The organism is Streptomyces sp. NPDC021019, from assembly GCF_044333295.1.
GTDB lineage: Bacteria > Actinomycetota > Actinomycetes > Streptomycetales > Streptomycetaceae > Streptomyces.
The window spans coordinates 150918-176380 of the sequence record NZ_JBIRQR010000001.1 but is presented as its reverse complement, the minus strand read 5'-3'; the positions used below and the strand labels follow the sequence as shown (position 1 = coordinate 176380).

Sequence of the window (25463 nt, the reverse complement as noted above, 5' to 3'; positions counted from 1 at the left end):
TTCGCCTCGCCAGGGGCTGCCGGACAGTCCTCAGGAATCCGAGAGGGCTTTGCGAGCGTTGCGGAGCTGGGATTTCTGAAAAGCTTTCAACTGCATCAGTTTTTCAGGATCCCGCTTCATCGCCTCTTTCTGCATCCTGGCCTCCACAGCGCCCCACTTCTTGATGAGACCGACCCGGGCCTTACAATCCAGGTCAGCCAGGGCCGCCTGCTTCTCTTCTGCGCCGGCCTTCTCGGAGCTATGGAATTTTTGATCTCCCACGGATTCCAAAGGAGAAGCATAGGAGTATCCGGCTGCGGCCATACATTTCGACCATGCCTTCACTACCGCATCGACCTTCGCGTCACTGATGGAACGTTCAAAGCTTTCCCTATTAACCTGAGAAGCGAATGAAATGGCAGCCTCCGGCACACCGGCTGCATTAATCTTCGCTTCTGCTTCACCGTAGCAACCACCCTCGGGGACAGAATCACCTTTCGTGATTTCCTGATCTCCCTGCTCTCCGAAGACCAGTCGCTTCTCGTCGTCCGAGAGAGGTTTCAGCTTCTCATCAGTGCCAGGTGCAGCCGACGGCATATGATATCCGTACCTCGCCGCCGTTGCCCGATCCGATATGCCGTACCGCCTACTGATCTCTGCTTCTTCAACAGGACCCTCGGCCGGGGGCAGCGAGTAGGAGGAGCCGAGCCGCTTCAAACAGGCATTGGCCAGGTGAATCTTTGCCTTCTGGACAACCGCATGATCCTCAGGAGGCACACTATATTCATCGATGGGGAGCCGAAGCACCTTGTCGGAGTACACGCGACCTGCCGAGTTCTCCGGCTGAGGCGTTGACCGAACAGGCTCCGACGGAGCCTCGCAGCCAGCAAGCAGAACAACTGACCCGATCAACAGCGCTCTCGCACAATGGAGCTGCGAAAAATTCACTTTCCTGCGCCTCACATAAAGCGCTTGGCAGGCGTTCGAAAGAACGCCTGCCAAGCGAGGATTACATTTCGGATCAGGTCAGCTCGACCAGATCGTGCAATTTCCACTGGGCGAGCCGCTGACTCGGAAGTACACCGAAGCGTTGTTGTTGTAGGTGGCCTTCAACTGGGGCAGGTATCCAAATTCACTGTTCTTTGCCCGCATCGCATCACAGGCACCCGCATATCCACTGTTATAATAGACCGCCACATTCACCCCGACCCCGGGGAGCCTCGTCTGTATCGAGGCAGCGTTGTTCTTCAGCGAAACCCCCTGGCCGTTCCCCGAGGTGAGGAAGGTGTACGGAGCCAGGTTTGAAATACCCTCAGCACCACCGGTGGAGTTAATAGTCGTCCTCGAACCACCGTAGTTCGAGTTGTAGAAGAAGGTGATGCAGCTGGAGTCGCAGTTGCCTATCTTGTTGGTGTCGACCGATATCGACGCGTTCGCGGCGGAGGCCGATCCAAGCACGCCCACCAGCGCCGAACAGGCGACGGCAATCGCAGCTGAAGCGGTACGAAGTCTCTTGTGCATGTATATTCCTTAAGTGCAATATTGCGTATATTATTCAATTGGGCGAAATATTTCATCGTTTTCCGCCCAGGCCTTGAAGAGGTTATCAACTGTCTGAGATAGTGTCGATCAGAATCCAAGGCACTTTCACCCTTAAAGTGACCTTCTGTGTAGCTTTGGGGAGACAGAATGGGCGCCGGTTCCGCAGGCACTGGCCCGAGCGATTCGGACTTGCTCGCCCAGCATGTGGCGGGCGACCCCGACGCCTTCGGTGAACTCGTACGCCGCCACCGCGACCGGCTCTGGGCCGTGGCGCTGCGCACCCTGGGGGACAGGGAAGAGGCGGCCGACGCCGTCCAGGACGCCCTCGTCAACGCCTTCCGCGCCGCCCACACCTTCCGCGGCCAGTCAGCGGTCACCACCTGGCTGCACCGGATCACCGTCAATGCCTGCCTCGACCGGGTCCGCAAGGCCGCCTCCCGTAAGACGTCCCCGGTGGACGACGCGGAACGACTCGACCAGCTCCTGGAACCCCACGAATCGGCCGAGGCCCCCGCGGTCCGGCAGGACCTCCACCGCCAGCTCCAGGCAGCCCTGGCCACACTGCCCGCCGAGCAACGGGCGGCCCTCGTCCTCGTCGACATGCAGGGCTACCCCGTCGCGGAGGCAGCCAGCATCCTCGATGTGCCGTCCGGCACCGTGAAAAGCCGATGTGCCCGGGGCCGGGCGAGACTGGCCCCCCTGGTCCGCCATCTGCGCGCGGGAACCGGGGGGCATACCCCCGACAGTGAGAACGGCGCGGCTGGAAGGAACCGGACCCCCGGAGCATCCGTCCCACCTGCGTCAGGCCCCAGAGACGCAGGAGCAAGCGATCCTGCCGCTACGAAGGGAGGAGGTGGGCGCCCGTGACATCCGCGGCCGACACGGCTCAACACCCGGAGGTCTCCGAGATCTCCGATCTCACCGAGGGACTGCTCACCCCTTCCCGGGCGACGGCAGTCCAGCAGCACATCACGGGGTGCGATCTCTGTTCGGAGGTACAGGACTCCCTCGCCGAGATCCGTGGGCTCCTCGGAACGATGCCCACCCCGGAGCCGATGCCCGAAGACATCGCCGCCCGTATCGACGCGGCTCTCGCGGCGGAGGCCCGCCCCACCGCTCCCGCCGCGGACGAGCCGGTCGTTGTTTCACGTGAAACAACGACCGCCGAAGACACGACGGCCGACCGTGCGACGCGCGAGCCCGCTCCCAGGAGCGGCGGCGCCTCCGTCCAGGATCGTCCCGCGGGCCGGTCTTCCGCCGCCACCGGTCCGGGCCGTCGCCCCTCCCGTCCGCGGCGGCGCGCTGTGGTCCTCGGCACCGCGTTCGGCGCGGCGATCATCGGAATGAGCGTCTTCTTCCTCCAGTCCATCGCCCCGTCCGGCGACTCATCCAAGACCGCGGTCGACAGCGGAGTCAGCGCCGGGGAGAGCCGCGCGCACACCTACGCCGACGGCACGCTGGAATCCCAGGTGCGGGACCTCCTCGGCCGTGGTGCCGCCCAGGAGAGCCCCGGTGCCAAGAAGGTGCCACCGGGCGCGGACACCAAGTCGACGAGTGAGGCCCTCACCCCCGATGCCGAGGCGTCCAGGAGTCCCTTGAAGGCCCCTGCCGTCGCTGTTCCCCCCTGTGTCCAGCAGGCCACCGGCCGCACCACACCGGCCCTCGCACTCGACGAGGGGACCTACCAGGGAACGGACGCTCATCTCGTCGTCCTTCCCCACCCGAGCGACGCCTCACGCGTGCAGGCCTATCTCGTTGCCTCCTCCTGCGTGGACACCGCCCCGGAGTCCACGGGGCAGCTGCTGCTCACCCGCTCCTACGACCGCCCCTGAGAACGGTCCGCGACCGCCGCGGCACGTTCGGGAATGCATCAGCCGTAGGATCCGTTGGGTGGGGTGTGAGTCGTTGAACCGACCCCGTAGGCAGTTAGGCAGTCTGCAGAAACGAGGAAGAAACCCGTGAGCGACGTCCGTAATGTGATCATCATCGGCTCCGGACCGGCCGGGTACACCGCCGCGCTGTACACCGCCCGCGCCTCGCTGAACCCGTTGGTCTTCGAGGGCGCCGTCACGGCCGGCGGTGCGCTGATGAACACCACCGACGTGGAGAACTTCCCCGGCTTCCAGGACGGCATCATGGGCCCCGAGCTCATGGACAACATGCGCGCCCAGGCCGAGCGCTTCGGCGCCGAGCTGATCCCCGACGACGTGGTCGCGGTCGACCTGACCGGTGACGTCAAGACGGTCACCGACACCGCGGGCACCGTCCACCGCGCCAAGACCGTCATCGTCACGACCGGCTCCCAGCACCGCAAGCTCGGACTGCCCAACGAGGACGCTCTCTCCGGACGTGGCGTCTCCTGGTGCGCCACCTGCGACGGCTTCTTCTTCAAGGACCACGACATCGCCGTGATCGGCGGCGGCGACACCGCGATGGAGGAGGCAACCTTCCTCTCCCGCTTCGCGAAGTCCGTCACGATCGTCCACCGCCGCGACACTCTGCGCGCCTCCAAGGCCATGCAGGACCGGGCCTTCGCCGACCCGAAGATCAAGTTCGCCTGGGACAGCGAGGTCGCCGAGATCAAGGGCGACCAGAAGCTCTCCGGTCTGACCCTGCGCAACACCAAGACCGGCGAGACGTCCGAGCTCCCGGTGACCGGACTGTTCATCGCCGTCGGCCACGACCCGCGCACCGAGCTCTTCAAGGGCCAGCTGGAGCTCGACGACGAGGGTTACCTGAAGGTCGAGGCACCCTCCACCCGCACCAACCTCACCGGCGTCTTCGGCGCCGGAGACGTGGTCGACCACACCTACCGTCAGGCGATCACGGCAGCGGGCACCGGCTGCTCCGCCGCCCTGGACGCCGAGCGCTTCCTCGCGGCCCTGGCCGACGCAGAGCCCGCCGAGCCGGAGAAGACCCCGGCCGTCTGAACGTCCGCACCGCACCCCACCCCCCGAGAGACTAAGGAGGCCGCCGTGGCCGGCGCCCTGAAGCACGTTACGGATGACACCTTCGACGAGGTCGTCCTCAAGAGCGACAAGCCCGTGCTGGTGGACTTCTGGGCCGCCTGGTGCGGCCCGTGCCGCCAGATCGCCCCCTCGCTGGAGGCAATCGCAGCGGAGCACGGCGACCAGATCGAGATCGTCAAGCTCAACATCGACGAGAACCCGGCCACCGCCGCCAAGTACGGCGTGATGTCCATCCCGACCCTGAACGTGTACCAGGGCGGCGAGGTCGCCAAGACCATCGTCGGCGCCAAGCCGAAGGCCGCGATCCTCCGCGACCTCGAAGGCTTCATCAGCGCGTAATCGCGAAGCGGCACGCCGACGCGATGTTTCACGTGAAACGGGCCTGCCCCCTCAGGGGGGTGGGCCCGTTTCACACAGCTGCAGGCAGCGACGCCCCGGCCTCACAACGGCCGCAGCACCGGTTCCTTCTGAACCGCTCCCAAAAGCCGGTCGAGCGCCATCTCCACGTCTTCCTTCCAGGAGAGCGTCGTCCGCAGATCCAGCCTCAGCCGTGGGTACACAGGATGCGGGCGCACGGTCTTGAAGCCGACAGCCAGCAGATGATCCGCAGGGAGTACACAGGTGGATTGCTCGGACCGCGCGTCGCCGAATGCCTCGATCGCCTTGAAGCCCCGGCGCAGAACATCCTTCGCCACCGTCTGCACCATGACACGGCCCAGCCCCTGACCCTGGTACGCGGGAATGATCAGCCCAGTGATGAGCTGGACGGCATCGGGAGAGACCGGGCTGGTCGGGAACGCCGTCGAGCGGGGGACGTACGCAGGCGGCGCGAAGAGCACGAAGCCCGCCGGCACATCATCCACATAGACCACCCGCCCGCAGGACCCCCACTCCAGGAGGACCGCGGAGATCCAGGCTTCCTTCTCCGGCTCCGGCTTGCCCGCCTTTACCGCGGCTTCCCCACTGACCGGGTCAAGCTCCCAGAAGACGCACGAGCGGCAACGCTCGGGGAGATCCGGAAGGTTGTCCAGGGTGAGTGGTACGAGCCGACGCCCCATGACAGCGATCCCTCCGTTCCTTCGCCCGCCGCACCATGTGCGGCTGCCAGTGTGCTCCGTTCATGGAACAGACTGCCGACGAATCCCCCGACGGCGCCCAGGCCCAGCCCGACCGTGACGAGCCGACTGCGGCTCACTCTTCGCAAGGCCTCCGCCCTCCTCTGAGGTCGATCACCGTGGATGCGCCGTCCCAGACCGCATCGTATCCACCCAGAGGTGATGCGGATACCGAGAGAGCGCAAAGGGCGGGCCGTGTTCCGGTATGCACCCGGCTCACGGCCCGCCCTTCCTCGGGTCCCGCTGCTCAGCCCTCGTCGTCCTCCTCGGACGTCTCAGCGAGCCGGCGCTCCAGCACTCGTCCCTCGCCCGGGGCGAGACTGCCGAGGATCCGGTCCAGATCTTCCATCGAGGCGAACTCGACGACGATCTTGCCCTTCTTCTGTCCCAGGTCGACCTTCACCCGGGTCTCGAAGCGATCGGACAGACGGGTCGCCAGGTCGGTCAGAGCGGGGGACAGACGGCCGCCGGCCCTCGGGCCCTTGGGCTTCGCAGCGCTCGTGGGGTGCGAGCCCATGAGCGTCACGATCTCCTCGACCGCACGCACCGAAAGCCCCTCGGCCACGATGCGGTGGGCCAGCCGGTCCTGCTCCTCGGAGTCGTCCACGGACAGCAGCGCACGGGCATGGCCGGCCGAAAGAACGCCTGCGGCGACCCGGCGCTGCACGGGCGGCGAAAGCCGCAGAAGCCGCAGCGTGTTCGTCACCTGCGGACGCGAACGGCCGATCCGGTCGGCCAGCTGGTCATGGGTGCACTTGAAGTCCTTGAGCAGCTGGTCGTACGCAGCAGCCTCCTCCAGCGGGTTCAGCTGAGCCCGGTGGAGGTTCTCCAGGAGTGCGTCCAGCAGCAGCTTCTCGTCGTCCGTGGCGCGGACGATGGTGGGAATCCGCTCGAGGCCCGCTTCACGGCAGGCCCTCCACCGACGCTCACCCATGATGAGCTCGTAGCTGTCCGGGCCCGCCTTCCGGACCACGACCGGCTGGAGAAGGCCGACTTCCTTGATGGAGACGACCAGCTCGGCCAGCGCATCCTCGTCGAAGACCTCACGAGGCTGGCGGGGGTTCGGCGTGATCGTCCCGATCGGCAGCTCGGCGAAGTACGCACCGGACGCCCCGGCTTCCTGCTCGGACCGGCCCTCCGAAGTGGACGCAGGCTCCGGCACCACCGGGACGGAGGGCAGCGCGGTCACCTTCGCAGCGGCCACCCCGCGCTCCGCCGTCAGAACCGGACCCGCGCCGGACGACGCCGCACCGCCCCCGGGTGCTGACACCTGCTTCTCCTGGGGAGCGGCGGGGATCAGCGCACCGAGTCCACGCCCCAGTCCTCTACGACGCTCACTCACTGAATGCCCTCCGAAACGTTCTGCTGGCTGTTCTGACTGCTCGTGTGGGCGTGCTGAGTCTCGTAGTGCACCCCGACGCCCCGCAGGGCGATCTCCCGGGCGGCTTCAAGATACGAGAGCGAACCGCTGGAACCCGGGTCGTAGGTCAGCACGGTCTGCCCATAACTCGGCGCCTCCGAGATACGCACCGACCGCGGGATACTCGTCCGCAGGACTTCCTTGCCGAAGTGGGTACGGACCTCCTCGGCGACCTGCGAGGCGAGCCTCGTCCGGCCGTCGTACATCGTCAACAGGATCGTCGAGACGTGAAGCTCCGGATTGAGATGGCCCCGTACCAGGTCGACGTTGCGCAGAAGCTGACCCAGGCCTTCCAGCGCGTAGTACTCGCACTGGATGGGGATCAGTACCTCGGCCCCGGCCACCAGCGCGTTCACCGTCAACAGACCCAGTGACGGCGGGCAGTCGATGAGGATGTAGTCCAGCGGCTGCTCATACGCCTGGATGGCCCGCTGGAGACGGCTCTCCCGTGCCACCAGCGAGACCAGTTCGATCTCCGCACCGGCGAGATCGATGGTCGCGGGGGCACAGAAGAGACCTTCTACGTCCGGTACGGGCTGGACCACCTCGGAGAGCGGGCGGCTCTCCACCAGGACGTCGTAGATCGAGGGAACGTCGGCGTGGTGATCGATACCCAGAGCCGTGGATGCGTTGCCCTGCGGGTCGAGGTCGACCACCAGAACGCGTGCACCGTGCAGGGCCAGGGAAGCGGCAAGGTTGACCGTCGTAGTCGTCTTCCCGACCCCGCCCTTCTGGTTGGCCACCACCATGACACGGGTGCGGTCAGGACGGGGCAGCCCTTCGCCGGCGCGGCCGAGGGCCTCGACCGCCAGCTGAGCGGCTCGGCCGATGGGTGTGTCGTCCATCGGCGGCGGTGTTTCACGTGAAACACCCTCACCCACGGACTCGGTTCGGGGACCGGGGACCGGGTCGGTCATCGGTCCCGCGATGTTGGCGTCGGACCGCAAGGATTCACTCTCCTCGACTTCAGGCTCGCAATGAACAGAGCCTGCCATGCTTTCGGGGTCGTGAACCAGCGAGGCCCGCTGTTCTGTGGATGAATCCGTGCGTGTGGACAACTCGGCAACCCGTCCGGGCTTGCGGTCGCGCGGCGTGGCAGCCGCACGACCGCGGCCGATGATTCCCTGCAGCAGAGAGCGACGTTTCACGTGAAACACGATGCCCCCGCGAAGCAACTACCAGGCCACGACACTCCGCACGGGCACGTATCGCTACTTTCCGGCGGAACCACTGCTAAGTAGCGCGAGAACCAACAGAAACCGCATATCGCCCGACGGGCAGAGCTCCCGACCGGACGACTCCACCGCCCTGCGGCGCCCCTCAGCGACGCCTGCGCGTCCGCTCCGTCCGAGCAGCCTTGGCCCTCTTTGCGGCGAACCTCACACCGCCCGGACTCTCTCCCACCACGACACGGACCACGGTGGAGAGCGGATCGACCAAACCCTCACCGACCTGGAGCACCTCGGTCTCCAGGACACCGAGCTTGCTGAGCGCAGCCCTGGCGCCGTTGAGCTCCTCCTCGGCGGTGTCACCCTTGAGTGCGAGCATCTCCCCGTAGGGCTTCAGCAGGGGCACGCCCCAGCCCGCCAGCCGGTCCAGCGGCGCCACCGCACGGGCGGTCACCACGTGAACGGGCTGAAGCGTCCCGAGGACCTCCTCGGCCCGGCCGCGCACGACCGTCACATGGTCCAGGCCGAGCAGTTCGACGACTTCCTGGAGGAAGTTCGTCCGCCGCAGCAGCGGCTCCAGCAAGGTGATCTTGAGATCGGGGCGCACCAGGGCCAGCGGGATGCCCGGCAGCCCTGCGCCGGAGCCCACATCGCAGACAGTGACGCCTTTGGGCACGACCTCGGAGAGCACCGCGCAGTTCAGCAGGTGCCTCTCCCACAGCCGGGGGACCTCACGCGGCCCGATCAAGCCTCGCTTGACCCCGGCATCCGCCAGAAGCTCCGCGTACCGGACAGCCTCCGGAAAGAACTCTCCGAACACCGCCTGCGCCTCCGCAGGTGCCTGGGGGAGCTCTGCTGCCTCCGTCACGAGGACCGTCCTTCCATACCGCACTAGCGCACTGTGGGTGGCTGACTATCAGGCTGACAAAGATCGGCCCCGCCTGCGAACAGACGGGGCCGACAGTACAAGTATCCGGTCAGGCCGGGAGAACGACGACGAAGCGCTGCGGCTCCTCGCCCTCCGACTCGCTCCGGAGCCCGGCCGCGGCGATCGCGTCGTGCACGACCTTGCGCTCGAACGGCGTCATCGGGTCCAGCTTCACCGGTTCGCCCGAGTTCCTGACCTCGTCCGCGGCCTTGGCGCCCAGCGCCGCGAGGATCTCGCGCTTCTGGGCCCGGAAGCCACCGATGTCCAGCATCAGACGGCTACGGTCACCCGTCTCCCGGTGGACGGCCAGCCGCGTCAGCTCCTGGAGCGCCTCCAGGACCTCACCGTCGCGGCCCACGAGCTTCTGGAGGTCGCGCGCCGATTCGCTGATGATCGACACCGCGGCCCGGTCCGCCTCGACGTCCATGTCGATGTCGCCGTCGAGATCGGCGATGTCGAGCAGACCCTCAAGATAGTCGGCCGCGATCTCGCCCTCCTGCTCCAGGCGGGTCAGGGTGTCGCTGCCGGCCTCGGCGGCGGCCGTGGAGGTGGTGCCTTCCGTCACGGATGGACTCCTTCTTACTTCTTGGACGGGTGCTTGGGCCGCTGGGGGCCCTTGCGCTGTCCGGACTTGGCTTGGCGTGAGGAGCCGGAGGCGGGCTTGCCCGCCGACTTCGGCTTGTCGTCCTGCGGCGCGTCCTGCTTCTCGAGCGAGGTCTTGGAGCCGGCTTCCGCGGGCTCCGTGTCCTTGGCTCCACCGGCCGTGGCACCGGCCGTCTGGCGCTTCGCCTTGGTCTGGCGCTTGGGCTGCTGGCGCTTGGGCGCCTGGCTGCCCTCGGCATCGGCGGCGGCGGTCTCACTCTTCTGCACCGTGCCGTCCTCCTGGGCCGCGAAACCCAGCTTGCCGAGGCCGGTGATGAACTTGCGCTCGATGTCGTTGCGGTCGGGACCCTTGGCGACGATGGCCTTGACGGTGTTGCGCCGGGTGCGGCCGCGCACCTGCTCGCGGACGGTCACGCTCTTGAGGACCCGCTGAAGGTAGGCGTCCTGCGCCTTGCTGCCCGGCGTCGGGTTCTGGTTGATCACGTACATCTGCTGACCCATGGTCCAGACGTTCGTGGTCAGCCAGTAGACGAGGACACCGACGGGGAAGTTGATGCCCATCACGGCGAAGATGACCGGGAAGATGTACATCAGCATCTTCTGCTGCTGCATGTACGGGGTCTTCACCGTCAGGTCGACGTTCTTCGTCATCAGCTGGCGCTGGGTGAAGAACTGCGAGGCCGACATCAGCACGATCATGATGGCGGTGACGATCCGGACGTCCAGCAGGTCGGCGTTGAGCGAGGTGACCTTCTCGACGCTGTCCGTGAACTTCGCAGCGAGCGGGGCGCCGAAGATGTGGGCCTCACGGGCGCTGTCCAGCAGGTCCTGGTTGATCGCCCCGATCTTCTTGCCCGAGGCGATGGACGACAGCACGTGATACAGGGCGAAGAAGAACGGGGACTGCGCCAGGATGGGAAGGCACGAGGAGAGCGGGTTGGTGCCCGTCTCCTTGTACAGCTTCATCATCTCTTCGGACTGACGCTGCTTGTCGTTCTTGTAGCGCTCCTGGATCGCCTTCATCTTCGGCTGGAGCACCTGCATGTTGCGGGTCGACTTGATCTGCTTCACGAAGAGCGGGATCAGGCAGATCCGGATCAGCACCACCAGGGACACGATCGACAGGCCCCAGGCCCAGCCGGAGTCGTCGCCGAAGAGCGCCCCGTAGACCTTGTGGAACTGAACGATCACCCATGAGACGGGTGTGGTGATAAAGCTGAACAGACTGGCAATCGTGTCCACTAATCAGGCTCCTTGAGCATTGGGCGAGGTCTCTGCGGCCGGGCTCGGAGGTTCGGAGACCGACCCCCCGGACGGCACATCAGCGGCGGACTCCCCGCCCTTTTCGCCGCGCAGGGCATTGCGCAGCAACTCGTGCCACCGCGGACGCCTGCGTGGCGGGACATGGTCCACACCGCCGGGTGACCACGGATTGCACCGCAGGATGCGCCAGGCTGTCAGCGCTGTTCCCTTGATGGCACCGTGCCTGTCGATCGACGTATATCCATAGTGGGAACACGACGGGTAGTAACGGCAGACAGGCCCGAGCAGTGGACTGATCGTCCACTGGTACAGCTTGATGAGAGCAAGCAGCGGGTACTTCATCGCGCGCCCCCTCCCAGCAGCCGCTGAAGGGCGGCGTCCAGGTCTCGGGCCAGCTGTGCATGATCGGCGTCGCCCGCACCGGGCAGCGCCCGTACGACAACAAGGCTACCGGGGGGCAGCTGAGCCAGCCGGTCGCGGACCAGACGGCGAAGCTTCCGCTTCACCGCGGTACGGACGACTGCGCCCCCCACGGCCTTGCTGACAACGAAACCCGCACGCGGCGGGGGAACAGTCTCCCCCGTCACGTGCGGGTCCGTATCACCGCTGCTTAGATGGACGACGAGCAGTGGACGTCCGGCTCGACGTCCTCGTCGTACCGCGGTCGCGAAGTCCTCGCGCCGCCTCAGCCGATTCTCGGTAGGCAGCACGTCATGGACCTGTTGGCGATCAGGCGGACAGGCTGCTGCGGCCCTTGCCACGGCGGTTCGCGAGAATCGCACGGCCGGCACGGGTACGCATGCGCAGCCGGAAGCCATGGGTCTTGGCGCGACGACGGTTGTTCGGCTGGAAGGTGCGCTTGCTCACTCGGGGGCTCCAGAAATGATTCGTGTGTTGGCGGGACATCGCCTGGCTGTCACCGTGCGCCCACGAGGAACTCGCGTAAACGCCTTAGTGCACCGCTTCACAATCACAGATCGTGATCTTTGCCCATCGGAGGCAGGCGGCAGCAGCCATCGACAACTCGACCTGGTCACGGTACGCGCGGCTACGCCATCCGGTCAAACCGGCTCCGCGCGACCCCTCATTGTGCACAGCCTGTGGACAACAACTTGAACCGCGCGGCTCCGCCTGACTACCGTGGCTGAACTCCGGTTCTTTTCCTTCCCGACTGCCGGGCCTCACCCGACCCGACCCATCCCGTCCCGAGAACCACACATTCGTGGGACATGCGAGAGAGCGTGCCTTGTGGCTGACGTACCTGCCGATCTTGCCGCAGTGTGGCCGCGAGTGCTGGAACAACTCCTCGGGGAGGGTCAGCAGGGCATCGAGCCGAAGGACAAGCAGTGGATCGAGCGCTGCCAGCCCCTGGCACTCGTCGCCGACACCGCGCTGCTGGCCGTCCCCAACGAATGGGGCAAGCAGGTCCTGGAGGGCCGACTGGCACCGCTCCTCGGCGAGACGCTGACCCGCGAGTGCGGCCGGCCCATCCGGATCGCGATCACCGTCGACGACTCCGCGGGTGAACCGCCCTCCCCGCCGGCGCCCCCGATGCACCAGTCGCACCAGAGTCAGCAGGGCCACCGTTACCCGGCGCAGCCGCGCGACGACGGTCCGCGGGGCGACACGTACGACGGATACGGCCACCGGCCCTCCGACGACGGCATGCCGACGGCCCGGCCGGCCTACCCCGACTACCAGCAGCAGCGCCCGGAGCCCGGTGCCTGGCCGCGTACCCAGGAGGACCTCTCCTGGCAGCAGCCGCGGCACGGCGGGTACCAGGACCGCGAGCAGCCCTCCGGCGAGCCGTACCGCGAGAGCGAGTCGTACCGGGAGCGCGAGAACGAGCAGTACCGGGAGCAGCCCCCGGAGCAGTGGCGCGAGCCGTACGGCACCGGGCGCCCCCAGCAGCACGACTACCGGTCGCAGCCTCCCGAGCGCCAGGGGTACGAGCAGCAGCGCCCCGACCGCCAGGACCAGCAGCAGCCGGGGCCCCGCCAGGGCGGCCACGGCCCCGGGCGGGCCGGCGGTTCGGTACCCGGTCCGATGGGCGCCCAGCCCGCCCCCGCGCCCGGCCCCGGGGAACCGCACGCCCGGCTGAACCCGAAGTACCTCTTCGACACCTTCGTCATCGGGGCGTCCAACCGGTTCGCGCACGCCGCGGCCGTCGCCGTCGCCGAGGCTCCGGCGAAGGCGTACAACCCCCTCTTCATCTATGGGGAGTCCGGGCTCGGCAAGACCCACCTGCTGCACGCCATCGGGCACTACGCGCGGAGCCTCTACCCGGGGACCCGAGTGCGGTACGTGAGCTCGGAGGAGTTCACCAACGAGTTCATCAACTCGATCCGCGACGGCAAGGGGGACACCTTCCGCAAGCGGTACCGCGACGTGGACATCCTGCTGGTCGACGACATCCAGTTCCTGGCGAGCAAGGAGTCGACGCAGGAGGAGTTCTTCCACACCTTCAATACGCTGCACAACGCGAACAAGCAGATCGTGCTCTCCTCGGACCGGCCGCCCAAGCAGCTGGTGACCCTGGAGGACCGGCTGCGCAACCGCTTCGAGTGGGGGCTCACGACCGATGTCCAGCCGCCCGAGCTGGAGACCCGGATCGCGATCCTCCGGAAGAAGGCGGTGCAGGAGCAGCTCAACGCCCCGCCGGAGGTCCTGGAGTTCATCGCCTCGCGGATCTCGCGCAACATCCGCGAACTGGAGGGCGCACTGATCCGGGTGACCGCCTTCGCCTCGCTGAACCGGCAGCCGGTGGACCTCGGGCTGACCGAGATCGTCCTGAAGGACCTGATCCCGGGCGGCGAGGAATCGGCGCCGGAGATCACCGCGCCGGCCATCATGGCGGCGACCGCGGACTACTTCGGCCTCACCGTGGACGACCTCTGCGGATCCTCGCGCAGCCGGGTCCTGGTGACGGCGCGCCAGATCGCCATGTATCTGTGCCGCGAGCTGACCGACCTCTCGCTGCCGAAGATCGGTGCGCAGTTCGGCGGCCGCGACCATACGACGGTGATGCACGCGGACCGGAAGATCCGGGCGCTGATGGCGGAGCGCCGCTCCATCTACAACCAGGTCACCGAGCTGACCAACCGCATCAAGAACGGCTGACGCGGGACGCGAGAACTGTCGGCACCGGCTCCCGGGCTTCTCCTGGAGCGTTTCCCAGGGTGCCTGTCACGGACCTCCACGGTCCGCGGCAGGCGCCTTTTTCGCGTTCTCAGGGCCCCGTAGCGGGCCGACCGGAGCCTCCACCGGACCGTCCGGGCCCCCCACCGGGCTGTTCGAAGCCCGCGTCGAGCGCCCCGTGGGCCCCGCGCTGTTCGAATACGGGCTGGTCAGAGGCTCTTCTCCACAGATGTGGGAGAAATCTTCCGTCCACAGCCTGGGGACTGGGAAGTTGTCCATATTGCATCCACAGGTACCGCTGCCGATACTCCATCAGACCAGGTCACATGGCTGGGGATTTGTGGTCAACCGTGATCCACAGCCTGTGGACAGTTTTTTCGTCCACAGGCTGTGCTCATCGTTGTCCACCGGCGACCCACAGGGTGAGCCGTGTTGTCCCCAGCTTTTCCCGGCTTCTCCACACCCCTGTCCACTGTTCGGCAACGCAACACACGCTCTCACCGCCCGGAGTGAAAGGCGTCACACCAAGGGGGTCGGTTGGGCTGTGGGGAACGTGGGTAAAGCTGGGGACAGGCCTGGGGAGAAGTGGCCCCCTCCTGTGCATCGGGTGTGCAGAACTTTCGCCCGTCCACAGAAAGCCCCGGTTGTCCACGGGCGCCACCCACAGGACCGGTGGACAAAAAACAGTCGCTGACCTGCGCAAACGACGTTATCCACGGTATCCACAAGGCCTACTACTACTACCACCCAGAGTTAGCCAGGAATCAGCTTCGAAGTGGGTGCTGTGGACAACTCGACCCTCGACCGCCGCGAAGCTCTTGGCCCGACTTGACCCCGAGCAGCAACGACTGTCGGTGCCGTACGTCAGACTGGACCCCGGAGCCTCCCCAGCCCTCGGCAGGGAGCTCCGGTCCAGACGACGAAGGCCAGCAGGGCGAGCGAGCAACAGCAGGAGGCGGTTCCGGTGAAGATCCGGGTGGAGCGCGATGTACTCGCGGAGGCGGTGGCCTGGGTGGCCCGCAGCCTCCCGGCCCGTCCGCCGGCGCCCGTTCTCGCGGGCCTTCTGCTGAAGGCCGAGGACGGCGCTCTCAGCTTCTCCAGCTTCGACTACGAGGTCTCCGCCAGGGTCTCCGTGGACGCGGAGGTCGACGAGGACGGCACGGTGCTCGTCTCCGGTCGGCTGCTCGCCGACATCTGCCGCGCCCTGCCGAACCGCCCGGTGGAGATCTCCACCGACGGTGTGCGGGCCACGGTCGTCTGCGGCTCCTCCCGCTTCACCCTCCACACACTGCCTGTGGAGGAGTACCCCGCGCTGCCGCAGATGCCGACCGCCACGGGCACCGTTCCCGGTGAGGTCTTCGCCTCGGCCGCAGCCCAGGTCGCCATCGCCGCCGGCCGTGACGACACGCTGCCGGTGCTGACCGGTGTGCGGATCGAGATCGAGGGCGACACCGTCACCCTCGCCTCCACCGACCGCTACCGCTTCGCGGTCCGCGAGTTCCTGTGGAAGCCGGAGAACGCCGACGCCTCGGCGGTCGCCCTGGTGCCCGCCAAGACCCTCCTGGACACCGCCAAGGCGCTCACGAGCGGCGACACGGTCACCCTGGCGCTCTCCGGCTCCGGCGCGGGCGAGGGCCTGATCGGCTTCGAGGGCGCCGGACGCCGGACGACCACGCGTCTCCTCGAAGGCGATCTTCCGAAGTACCGCACGCTCTTCCCGACCGAGTTCAACTCCGTCGCGGTGATCGAGACGGCCCCCTTCGTCGAGGCCGTCAAGCGTGTGGCCCTGGTCGCCGAGCGCAACACCCCCGTACGGCTCAGCTTCGAGCAGGGCGTCCTCATCCTGGAAGCCGGTTCCAGTGACGACGCACAGGCTGTGGAGCGCGTCGACTCGGTGCTGGAGGGCGACGACATCTCGATCGCCTTCAACCCGACGTTCCTGCTGGACGGTCTGAGCGCGATCGATTCCCCGGTCGCCCAGCTCTCCTTCACCACGTCCACCAAGCCCGCCCTGCTCAGCGGCCGCCCGGCCGTGGACGCCGAGGCGGACGACGCGTACAAGTACCTGATCATGCCGGTGCGCCTCTCCGGCTGATCCCGGCATCCCCCGGCCGATCGGGGGACGTATCCGCGGCAGTTTCCGGCGGGCCCGCTCGGCGCGGAGCGGGCCCGCCGCGCTGTCCCCCGCCGGGCGTAGGCTCGGTCCTGGGCGCAAACGCCCCGACGCTTATCGCCACGACGCTTAAGGAATCTCTGATGGAGCTCGGTCTCGTCGGCCTCGGCAAGATGGGCGGCAACATGCGCGAGCGCATCCGCCGCGCAGGCCACACCGTCATCGGTTACGACCGCAACCCGGATGTCGCCGATGTCCACAGCCTCGAAGAGCTCGTGGGCGAGCTGAAGGGCCCGCGGGTCGTCTGGGTCATGGTCCCGGCCGGTGCCGCTACCCAGTCCACGATCGACGAGCTCGCCGAGCTGCTCTCGCCCGGCGACGTCGTCGTCGACGGCGGGAACTCCCGCTGGACCGACGACGAGAAGCACGCCGCCGAGCTGGGTCTCAAGGACATCGGATTCGTCGACTGCGGCGTCTCCGGCGGCGTCTGGGGCCTGAAGAACGGCTACGCCCTGATGTACGGCGGCACCGAGGAGAACGTGGCGAAGGTCCAGCCGATCTTCGACGCGCTCAAGCCCGAGGGCGACTTCGGCTCCGTGCACGCGGGCAAGGTCGGCGCCGGCCACTTCGCGAAGATGGTCCACAACGGCATCGAGTACGCCATGATGCAGGCGTACGCCGAGGGCTGGGAGCTGCTGGAGAAGGTCGACTCCGTCACCGACGTGCGCGAGGTCTTCCGCTCCTGGCAGGAGGGCACGGTCATCCGTTCCTGGCTGCTCGACCTCGCGGTCAACGCGCTCGACGACGACGAGCACCTGGAGAAGCTCCGGGGCTTCGCCGCCGACTCGGGCGAGGGCCGCTGGACGGTGGAGGCCGCGATCGACAACGCGGTGCCGCTGCCCGCGATCACGGCGTCGCTGTTCGCGCGGTTCGCCTCGCGCCAGGACGACTCCCCGCAGATGAAGATGATCGCCGCGCTGCGCAACCAGTTCGGCGGGCACGCGGTCGAGTCCAAGTCCGAGAACTGATCGGAACGCCGACGCCGCGTCGGCAGCGCAACAACCTGCGAAGCACCATCGGGAGAGGTCGGTCACCATGCACGTCACCCATCTCTCGCTGGCCGACTTCCGCTCGTACGCCCGGGTCGAGGTCCCTCTCGACCCGGGCGTCACCGCGTTCGTGGGGCCCAACGGGCAGGGCAAGACCAACCTCGTCGAGGCCGTCGGCTATCTCGCCACCCTCGGCAGTCACCGGGTCTCCTCGGACGCCCCGCTGGTGCGGCTGGGCGCGGAGCGGGCGGTGATCCGTGCGGCGGTCACCCAGGGCGAGCGTTCGCAGCTGATCGAGCTGGAGCTGAACCCCGGCCGCGCCAATCGGGCCCGTATCAACAGGTCCTCGCAGGTCAGACCGCGTGATGTGCTCGGAATCGTACGGACCGTGCTGTTCGCGCCGGAGGATCTGGCCCTGGTCAAGGGCGATCCCGGGGAGCGGCGGCGGTTCCTGGACGAGCTGATCACGGCACGGTCGCCCCGGATGGCCGGGGTCCGCTCCGACTACGAGCGGGTGCTCAAGCAGCGCAACACCCTGCTGAAGTCCGCGGCGATGGCCCGGCGGCACGGCGGCCGCTCGATGGACATGTCCACCCTCGACGTCTGGGACCAGCACCTGGGCCGGGTGGGCGCGGAACTGCTCGCGCAGCGCCTCGACCTGATCGCCACGCTCCAGCCGCTGGCCGACAAGGCATACGGGGACGTGGCTCCGGGCGGCGGTCCGGTGGCGCTGGAGTACCGCAGCTCGGTCGGCGAGGGCGTGGGTCCCGCGCGCACCCGCGACGAGTTGTACGAGCAGCTGATCGCGGCGCTCGTGGACGTCCGCAAGCAGGAGATCGAGCGGGGTGTGACCCTCGTCGGCCCGCACCGCGACGATCTGGTGCTCGGTCTGCGGGGGATGCCGGCGAAGGGGTACGCGAGCCACGGCGAGTCCTGGAGCTACGCCCTGGCGCTGCGGTTGGCCAGTTACGAGCTGTTGCGCTCCGAGGGCAACGAGCCGGTGCTGGTGCTGGACGACGTCTTCGCCGAGCTGGACGCGCGGCGCCGTGAGCGGTTGGCGGAGTTGGTGGCTCCGGGTGAGCAGGTGCTCGTGACGGCCGCGGTGGCGGAGGACGTTCCGGGCGTGCTGGCGGGGGCGCGGTACGCGGTGTCCTCGGGCGAGGTGGAGCGCGTATGACCGCCCGGGGCGAGAGCGGGGCGGGCCGACGGGGATCGGCCTCCCGCGCGAGCGGTACGGGAGCGGCGCGCGCGAAGGGCGCGGGCCGGGCCGGCGGGCCGACAGAGGCGTTGCCGGATCCGGCCGCTTCCGGGACGGCCGCCGGGGCTTCGTCCGGGGCCTCCTCCGGGGCGCCTTCAGGGGTGCCGAAGCCGCCTGAGGTGACCGGGGTCGATCTCGCCCGGGTCGCGTTGCGGGCGGCGAAGGAGCAGGCCAGGGCGCGGGGTGCGGCGGCGCAGCAGAAGAAGCAGGCCCGGCGGGGCGGCGGGCTGCGCTCGGGCGCCCGGTCGGACGGCCGTGATCCGCAGCCGCTGGGTTCCGCGATCAACCGGCTGATCACCGAGCGGGGCTGGGAGACGCCCGCCGCGGTCGGCGGGGTGATGGGGCGGTGGCCGCAGATCGTCGGCGACGATCTGGCGAACCACTGCGTACCCCTGCGGTACGACGACGATCCGGACGCCCGGGTGCTGACCGTGAGCTGTGACTCGACGGCGTGGGCGACGCAGCTGCGGCTGCTGGCTCCGCAGCTGGTGGCCCGGCTGAACGCGGATCTGGGGCAGGGCACCGTACGGATGATCAAGGTGGTCGGTCCGGGGGGCCCGGAGCGCCGGTTCGGGCCGTTGCGGGCGCCAGGCAGCAAGGGTCCTGGCGACACCTACGGGTGAGGGTGCGGGCCGTCGGCGGGAGGGACGGGCAGCTGCGGGCCCGCAGTCGGGTCCTCCGCTCCTCACACCCTCCCGTAAGGATCCCCGAGCACCGCGCTGAGCTGCACTTTTGGCGTAAACTTGTCGTGTACTGGGCGGGCGTATGGGTGGTTTCGTCGGGGTTCGTGCGGGAGGAAACCGAGCGGTACGGCCGGTGCGTCCCTCACCGTAGCGAGAGGTTGACAGGCCGAAGCGCTCAAAGCCCTTCAGGGCCTCTTGGAGCCCCTTCCCGAATATGGGGAGTCGTCAGCCGCTCATTCAGGGCGGCACATGCGTACTCAGGTACCGGCAAACCCCCATTCATGTCAGTGCTACCGGTAGACTGGTGAGTAATCCCGCCGCTGAGGCGGGAGTCGTCGATACAAGCCGAACGACGCAGCCGCTCCCGCCTGTCCGGAGAACGGCCTGTGCTGTGCCAGAAAGGGCGCTTCGTGGCCGATTCCGGCAACCCCAACGAGAACATTCCGTCCACAGCGGGCGAGCACGGCGAGGTCGCCGCCTCGTACGACGCCAGCGCGATCACCGTGCTGGAAGGGCTGGACGCGGTCCGCAAGCGGCCTGGCATGTACATCGGCTCGACCGGTGAGCGCGGCCTGCACCACCTCGTGCAGGAAGTCGTCGACAACTCGGTCGACGAGGCGATGGCGGGCCACGCGGACACCATCGACGTCACGATCCTCGCCGACGGCGGGGTGCGCGTGATCGACAACGGCCGCGGTATCCCCGTCGGCATCGTGCCGTCCGAAGGAAAGCCGGCCGTCGAGGTCGTGCTGACCGTCCTGCACGCGGGCGGCAAGTTCGGCGGCGGCGGCTACGCCGTCTCCGGCGGTCTGCACGGCGTCGGCGTCTCCGTCGTCAACGCCCTGTCCACCCGGGTCGCCGTCGAGGTCAAGACCGACGGATACCGCTGGACCCAGGACTACAAGCTCGGTGTCCCGACCGCCCCGCTGGCCAAGCACGAGGCCACCGAGGAGACCGGTACGACGGTCACCTTCTGGGCCGACGGGGACATCTTCGAGACCACCGAGTACAGCTTCGAGACCCTCTCGCGCCGCTTCCAGGAGATGGCGTTCCTCAACAAGGGCCTCACCCTCAAGCTCACCGACGAGCGGGAGTCGGCGAAGGCGACGGCGGGCGCGGACAGCGCGGACGCCGTCGAGCCCGCCGAGGAGGAGACCGCCCGCACGGTCACGTACCACTACGAAAACGGCATCGTCGATTTCGTGAAGTACCTCAACTCCCGCAAGGGCGACGTCATTCACCAGTCGGTGATCGACATCGAGGCCGAGGACAAGGACCGTCTCCTCTCGGCCGAGATCGCCATGCAGTGGAACACGCAGTACACCGAGGGCGTCTACTCCTTCGCCAACGCGATCCACACGCATGAGGGCGGCACGCACGAGGAGGGCTTCCGTGCGGCGCTGACCTCGCTGGTCAACCGGTACGCGCGCGACAAGAAGCTGCTCCGCGAGAAGGACGACAACCTCACTGGCGAGGACGTCCGCGAGGGCCTCACCGCGATCATCTCGGTGAAGCTGGGCGAGCCGCAGTTCGAGGGCCAGACGAAGACCAAGCTGGGCAACACGGAGGCCAAGACCTTCGTGCAGAAGGTCGTCCACGAGCAGCTGACGGACTGGTTCGACCGGAATCCCAACGAGGCCGCCGACATCATCCGCAAGGGCATCGCCGCCTCGACCGCCCGGGTGGCGGCCCGCAAGGCGCGTGACCTGACGCGGCGCAAGGGGCTGCTGGAGAGCGCCTCGCTGCCGGGCAAGCTCAGCGACTGCCAGTCGAACGACCCCACCAAGTGCGAGATCTTCATCGTCGAGGGTGACTCCGCCGGCGGTTCGGCGAAGTCCGGCCGTAACCCGATGTACCAGGCGATTCTGCCCATCCGCGGCAAGATCCTGAACGTCGAGAAGGCCCGGATCGACAAGATCCTCCAGAACACCGAGGTCCAGGCGCTGATCTCGGCGTTCGGCACCGGGGTCCACGAGGACTTCGACATCGAGAAGCTCCGCTATCACAAGATCATCCTGATGGCGGACGCCGACGTCGACGGTCAGCACATCAACACCCTGCTGCTGACCTTCCTCTTCCGCTTCATGCGGCCCCTGGTGGAGCAGGGCAACGTCTACCTCTCGCGCCCGCCGCTCTACAAGATCAAATGGGGCCGGGACGACTTCGAGTACGCGTACTCGGACCGGGAGCGCGACGCCCTGGTGGCGCTCGGCAAGCAGAACGGCAAGCGGATCAAGGAAGACTCGATCCAGCGCTTCAAGGGCCTCGGCGAGATGAACGCCGAAGAGCTGCGCATCACGACCATGGACGTCGACCACCGGGTGCTCGGGCAGGTGACGCTGGACGACGCGGCGCAGGCCGACGACCTGTTCTCGGTGCTCATGGGCGAGGACGTCGAGGCGCGGCGCTCGTTCATCCAGCGCAACGCCAAGGACGTCCGCTTCCTCGACATCTGAGTCGGCCGTACCAGCGACGCCGCAGCTCGAAAGGACTTTGACCAGCAATGGCCGACGAGAACACCCCTGTGACACCCGAACCCGTGATGCCCGAGGCGGAGATCATCCCCGGTGTGGGCATGCGCGTCGAGCCCGTCGGGCTCGAGACGGAGATGCAGCGCTCCTACCTCGACTACGCGATGTCCGTCATCGTCTCGCGTGCGCTGCCCGACGTACGGGACGGCCTCAAGCCCGTCCACCGCCGGGTGCTGTACGCGATGTACGACGGCGGCTACCGCCCCGAGAAGGGCTTCTACAAGTGCGCCCGCGTCGTCGGCGACGTCATGGGTACGTACCACCCGCACGGCGACTCCTCCATCTACGACGCCCTGGTGCGCCTCGCGCAGCACTGGTCGATGCGCATGCCGCTGGTGGACTCCAACGGCAACTTCGGTTCCCCGGGCAACGACCCGGCCGCCGCCATGCGGTACACCGAGTGCAAGATGATGCCGCTGTCCATGGAGATGGTCCGGGACATCGACGAGGAGACCGTCGACTTCCAGGACAACTACGACGGCCGCAACCAGGAGCCGACGGTCCTGCCGGCGCGCTTCCCGAACCTGCTGGTCAACGGCTCCGCGGGCATCGCGGTCGGCATGGCGACCAACATTCCGCCGCACAACCTCCGCGAGGTCGCCTCCGGTGCCCAGTGGTACCTGGAGCACCCCGAGGCCTCGCACGAGGAGCTGCTGGACGCGCTGATCGAGCGCATCAAGGGCCCCGACTTCCCCACCGGCGCGCTGGTCGTGGGCCGCAAGGGCATCGAGGAGGCGTACCGCACCGGGCGCGGCTCCATCACGATGCGCGCGGTCGTCGCGGTCGAGGAGATCCAGGGCCGTCAGTGCCTGGTCGTCACGGAACTTCCGTACCAGACCAACCCGGACAACCTCGCGCAGAAGATCGCCGACCTGGTCAAGGACGGCAAGGTCGGCGGGATCGCGGACGTTCGCGACGAGACCTCCTCGCGTACGGGGCAGCGCCTGGTCGTCGTCCTCAAGCGGGACGCGGTCGCCAAGGTCGTCCTGAACAACCTGTACAAGCACACCGACCTCCAGACGAACTTCGGCGCGAACATGCTGGCGCTCGTCGACGGGGTGCCGCGCACGCTGTCGATCGACGCGTTCATCCGCCACTGGGTGACGCACCAGATCGAGGTCATCGTCCGGCGGACGAAGTTCCGGCTGCGCAAGGCCGAGGAGCGGGCGCACATCCTGCGCGGCCTGCTCAAGGCCCTGAACGCCATCGACGAGGTCATCGCCCTCATCCGGCGTTCCAACACGGTGGAGATCGCGCGCGAGGGCCTGATGGGCCTGCTGGAGATCGACGAACTCCAGGCGAACGCGATCCTGGAGATGCAGCTGCGCCGGCTGGCCGCGCTGGAGCACCAGAAGATCACCGCCGAGCACGACGAGCTCCAGGCGAAGATCAACGAGTACAACGAGATCCTGGCCTCGCCCGCCAAGCAGCGCACGATCGTCAGCGAGGAGCTGGCGGCGATCGTCGACAAGTTCGGCGACGACCGGCGCTCCGCGCTGGTGCCCTTCGACGGTGACATGTCCATCGAGGACCTGATCGCCGAGGAGGACATCGTCGTCACGATCTCCCGCAGCGGTTATGTGAAGCGCACGAAGACGGACGACTACCGCTCGCAGAAGCGCGGCGGCAAGGGCGTGCGCGGGACGAAGCTGCGGGAAGACGACATCGTCGACCACTTCTTCGTCTCGACGACCCACCACTGGCTGTTGTTCTTCACGAACAAGGGCCGGGTCTACCGGGCCAAGGCGTACGAACTCCCGGACGCCGGACGGGACGCGCGCGGCCAGCACGTCGCCAACCTGCTGGCCTTCCAGCCGGACGAGAAGATCGCCCAGATCCTGGCGATCCGCGACTACGAGGCCGTGCCGTACCTGATCCTGGCGACGAAGGGCGGTCTGGTGAAGAAGACCGCGCTCAAGGACTACGACTCGCCGCGCTCGGGCGGTGTCATCGCCATCAACCTGCGCGAGATGCCGGACGGCGGCGACGACGAGCTGATCGGCGCCGAGCTGGTGTCGGCCGAGGACGATCTGCTGCTCATCAGCAAGAAGGCCCAGTCGATCAGGTTCACCGCGACGGACGACGCGCTGCGTCCGATGGGCCGTGCCACCTCGGGCGTCAAGGGGATGAGTTTCCGCGAGGGCGACGAACTGCTCTCGATGAATGTCGTCCGGCCCGGTACGTTCGTCTTCACCGCTACCGACGGCGGGTACGCGAAGCGGACCCCTGTCGACGAGTACCGCGTCCAGGGTCGCGGCGGCCTCGGCATCAAGGCCGCCAAGATCGTGGAGGACCGCGGATCGCTCGTCGGTGCGCTGGTGGTCGAGGAGACCGACGAGATTCTCGCCATCACGCTCGGCGGTGGTGTGATTCGTACGCGAGTCAATGAAGTCAGGGAGACGGGCCGTGACACCATGGGCGTTCAACTGATCAATCTGGGCAAGCGCGACGCCGTCGTCGGCATCGCGCGCAACGCCGAGGCCGGCCGTGAGGCGGAAGAGGTCGATGGGGCCGATGACGTCGACGGCGAGCAGGCCGGGGTTCACGCCGAGGGCGTGAGCGAGGGCACTGTCGAGGGCATGGAGCCTTCGACCGGGGAGCACGAGGAGTAGAGCGTGAGTGGAGCCACGGGCGCCGGTTCGGCCGCTTCCGGAGCTGGAGCGAACGGTGCCCGTGGCCCTGCCACGGACTCCCAAGGGGGCACTGTGACGGACACACGAGGGCCTCAGCCCCAGTACGAGGGTTACGCGACCGGGCCCCTGCCCGGCGAGCGTGAGCCCGCACCGGGGCCGTCGGGGCCGTACCACCCGCCCCAGGCGTACGAGGGGCCCGGAAAGCCGGCCGGCGGCACGCTGGGCGGCGCGCAGGGCGTGGGCGGCGGCCAGGCGACGCGTAAGCCACGCACGGGGGCGCGGACCACTCCGCGTACCCGCAAGGCCCGTCTGCGGGTGGCCAAGGCCGACCCGTGGTCGGTGATGAAGGTCAGCTTCCTGCTGTCGATCGCGCTCGGCATCTGCACGGTGGTGGCGTCGGCGGTGCTGTGGATGGTCATGGACGCGATGGGCGTCTTCGAGACCGTCGGCGGCACGATCAGCGAGGCCACCGGCTCGAACGAGAGCAACGGCTTCGATCTGCAGTCGTTCCTGTCGCTGCCGCGCGTGCTCATCTTCACCTCGGTCATCGCCGTGATCGACGTGGTGCTGGCCACCGCGCTGGCGACGCTGGGCGCCTTCATCTACAACCTGTCGGCGGGCTTCGTGGGCGGCGTCGAGCTCACGCTGGCCGAGGACGAGTAGCGCGCCGAGTATCGATTTTGGGACTGGCCCCGACGTGCGCTAATCTTCAGAAGTCAGCGCGAGAGCGCGGCGGGGCTATAGCTCAGTTGGTTAGAGCGCATCCCTGATAAGGATGAGGCCACAGGTTCAAATCCTGTTAGCCCCACAGAACGAAGACCCCCAGTCACCAGTGGCTGGGGGTCTTCGCGTTGAGGGTGCTGGTGCTGTCGGTCGGCTCTCGGCCCGGGCTGGGTCGGGTCGGGCTGCGGCCGGGTCGGTTCGCGTGGGCGCGTCGGGGCGGGGAGCAGGGCGTACGGCCGGGGCGTCGAGGGCCCTGGGAAGGCCCCGGGACCACCGGAGGTGGCCCCGGACACGGCGAAGGCCCCGTGTCCATGGGGGCTCCGGGGCGTAGGACAGGCTCGGGGCGC

Annotated in this window: 23 protein-coding genes and 1 tRNA gene; 13 read left to right on the top strand and 11 right to left on the bottom strand. The window is 67.7% G+C overall.

Annotated features, from left to right (window positions below; all coding sequences use genetic code 11):
• Window positions 1–30: 30 nt before the first annotated feature.
• Both ACH4RG_RS00795 and ACH4RG_RS00790 read right to left on the bottom strand, forming a co-directional pair.
• The gene (locus tag ACH4RG_RS00795) at window positions 31–801 is read right to left on the bottom strand and encodes a hypothetical protein (RefSeq protein ID WP_398538882.1); all 771 of its coding nucleotides are present in this window, start codon (window positions 799–801) and stop codon (window positions 31–33) included.
• A 204-nt stretch (window positions 802–1005) separates the two neighbouring features.
• The gene (locus ACH4RG_RS00790) at window positions 1006–1500 is read right to left on the bottom strand and encodes a hypothetical protein (RefSeq protein ID WP_397918793.1); all 495 of its coding nucleotides are present in this window, start codon (window positions 1498–1500) and stop codon (window positions 1006–1008) included.
• 168 nt (window positions 1501–1668) lie between these two features.
• On the opposite strand from ACH4RG_RS00790, the gene sigM reads away from it, so the two are divergent.
• The 4 genes from sigM (at window position 1669) to trxA (ending at window position 4829) form a co-directional block, all read left to right on the top strand.
• Window positions 1669–2388 (top strand): RNA polymerase sigma factor SigM, encoded by a 720-nt coding sequence (sigM, locus tag ACH4RG_RS00785; RefSeq protein WP_397918795.1) that lies wholly within the window; start codon window positions 1669–1671, stop codon window positions 2386–2388.
• A complete protein-coding gene (locus ACH4RG_RS00780) occupies window positions 2385–3353 on the top strand; it encodes a hypothetical protein (RefSeq protein WP_397929388.1) in 969 nt (322 codons plus the stop codon). The genes sigM and ACH4RG_RS00780 overlap by 4 nt, the downstream gene beginning before the upstream one ends.
• Before the next feature lie 126 nt (window positions 3354–3479).
• A complete protein-coding gene (trxB, locus tag ACH4RG_RS00775; RefSeq protein ID WP_397918799.1) occupies window positions 3480–4451 on the top strand; it encodes a thioredoxin-disulfide reductase in 972 nt (323 codons plus the stop codon).
• A 45-nt stretch (window positions 4452–4496) separates the two neighbouring features.
• Window positions 4497–4829: a thioredoxin gene (gene trxA / locus ACH4RG_RS00770; protein WP_397918801.1), complete on the top strand. Its 333-nt coding sequence runs from the start codon at window positions 4497–4499 to the stop codon at window positions 4827–4829.
• A gap of 101 nt (window positions 4830–4930) precedes the next feature.
• On the opposite strand, the gene ACH4RG_RS00765 is transcribed toward trxA, so the two are convergent.
• The 9 genes from ACH4RG_RS00765 to rpmH all read right to left on the bottom strand — a co-directional run bounded on the left by ACH4RG_RS00765 (window position 4931) and on the right by rpmH (window position 11855).
• Window positions 4931–5548 (bottom strand): GNAT family N-acetyltransferase, encoded by a 618-nt coding sequence (locus tag ACH4RG_RS00765; protein ID WP_398538881.1) that lies wholly within the window; start codon window positions 5546–5548, stop codon window positions 4931–4933.
• 304 nt (window positions 5549–5852) lie between these two features.
• On the bottom strand, window positions 5853–6947 hold the full coding sequence (locus ACH4RG_RS00760; RefSeq protein WP_397918805.1) for a ParB/RepB/Spo0J family partition protein: 1095 nt from the start codon (window positions 6945–6947) through the stop codon (window positions 5853–5855).
• Window positions 6944–8020, bottom strand: coding sequence for a ParA family protein (locus tag ACH4RG_RS00755; RefSeq protein WP_397919295.1), 1077 nt, complete (start codon window positions 8018–8020; stop codon window positions 6944–6946). Before ACH4RG_RS00755 ends, ACH4RG_RS00760 begins: the two co-directional genes overlap by 4 nt.
• 325 nt (window positions 8021–8345) lie before the next feature.
• Entirely contained in the window at window positions 8346–9062 is a 717-nt protein-coding gene (rsmG, locus tag ACH4RG_RS00750) for a 16S rRNA (guanine(527)-N(7))-methyltransferase RsmG (RefSeq protein ID WP_397918807.1), read from the bottom strand.
• Between the two features lie 109 nt (window positions 9063–9171).
• Window positions 9172–9687, bottom strand: coding sequence for a protein jag (locus ACH4RG_RS00745; protein WP_397929394.1), 516 nt, complete (start codon window positions 9685–9687; stop codon window positions 9172–9174).
• A 14-nt stretch (window positions 9688–9701) separates the two neighbouring features.
• Entirely contained in the window at window positions 9702–10967 is a 1266-nt protein-coding gene (yidC, locus tag ACH4RG_RS00740; protein ID WP_397918811.1) for a membrane protein insertase YidC, read from the bottom strand.
• 3 nt (window positions 10968–10970) lie between these two features.
• Entirely contained in the window at window positions 10971–11330 is a 360-nt protein-coding gene (yidD, locus tag ACH4RG_RS00735; RefSeq protein WP_078625761.1) for a membrane protein insertion efficiency factor YidD, read from the bottom strand.
• Entirely contained in the window at window positions 11327–11698 is a 372-nt protein-coding gene (rnpA, locus tag ACH4RG_RS00730; protein ID WP_398538880.1) for a ribonuclease P protein component, read from the bottom strand. Before rnpA ends, yidD begins: the two co-directional genes overlap by 4 nt.
• Before the next feature lie 19 nt (window positions 11699–11717).
• Window positions 11718–11855 carry a 50S ribosomal protein L34 gene (gene rpmH, locus ACH4RG_RS00725; protein WP_003967884.1) on the bottom strand — a complete coding sequence of 46 codons (138 nt, stop codon included), beginning with the start codon at window positions 11853–11855 and terminating at the stop codon, window positions 11718–11720.
• 381 nt (window positions 11856–12236) lie between these two features.
• On the opposite strand from rpmH, the gene dnaA reads away from it, so the two are divergent.
• The 9 genes from dnaA to ACH4RG_RS00680 all read left to right on the top strand — a co-directional run bounded on the left by dnaA (window position 12237) and on the right by ACH4RG_RS00680 (window position 25201).
• A complete protein-coding gene (gene dnaA, locus ACH4RG_RS00720) occupies window positions 12237–14108 on the top strand; it encodes a chromosomal replication initiator protein DnaA (protein WP_397929396.1) in 1872 nt (623 codons plus the stop codon).
• A 982-nt stretch (window positions 14109–15090) separates the two neighbouring features.
• Window positions 15091–16221 (top strand): DNA polymerase III subunit beta, encoded by a 1131-nt coding sequence (dnaN, locus tag ACH4RG_RS00715; protein ID WP_018957319.1) that lies wholly within the window; start codon window positions 15091–15093, stop codon window positions 16219–16221.
• Between the two features lie 161 nt (window positions 16222–16382).
• A complete protein-coding gene (gene gnd, locus ACH4RG_RS00710; RefSeq protein WP_397918817.1) occupies window positions 16383–17267 on the top strand; it encodes a phosphogluconate dehydrogenase (NAD(+)-dependent, decarboxylating) in 885 nt (294 codons plus the stop codon).
• Window positions 17268–17334: 67 nt separating this feature from the next.
• Window positions 17335–18465 (top strand): DNA replication/repair protein RecF, encoded by a 1131-nt coding sequence (recF, locus tag ACH4RG_RS00705; protein ID WP_397929397.1) that lies wholly within the window; start codon window positions 17335–17337, stop codon window positions 18463–18465.
• Window positions 18466–18665: 200 nt separating this feature from the next.
• Window positions 18666–19169 (top strand): DUF721 domain-containing protein, encoded by a 504-nt coding sequence (locus tag ACH4RG_RS00700; RefSeq protein WP_018957316.1) that lies wholly within the window; start codon window positions 18666–18668, stop codon window positions 19167–19169.
• A gap of 446 nt (window positions 19170–19615) precedes the next feature.
• Complete coding sequence (gene gyrB, locus ACH4RG_RS00695) at window positions 19616–21685, top strand: DNA topoisomerase (ATP-hydrolyzing) subunit B (RefSeq protein ID WP_397918821.1); 2070 nt, start codon at window positions 19616–19618, stop codon at window positions 21683–21685.
• Window positions 21686–21732: 47 nt separating this feature from the next.
• Window positions 21733–24372 (top strand): DNA gyrase subunit A, encoded by a 2640-nt coding sequence (gene gyrA, locus ACH4RG_RS00690; RefSeq protein WP_397918823.1) that lies wholly within the window; start codon window positions 21733–21735, stop codon window positions 24370–24372.
• Window positions 24373–24465: 93 nt separating this feature from the next.
• The gene (locus ACH4RG_RS00685) at window positions 24466–25056 is read left to right on the top strand and encodes a DUF3566 domain-containing protein (RefSeq protein WP_398538879.1); all 591 of its coding nucleotides are present in this window, start codon (window positions 24466–24468) and stop codon (window positions 25054–25056) included.
• 71 nt (window positions 25057–25127) lie between these two features.
• Window positions 25128–25201: transfer RNA gene (locus tag ACH4RG_RS00680), tRNA-Ile, on the top strand.
• The last annotated feature ends 262 nt before the right edge of the window (window positions 25202–25463 follow it).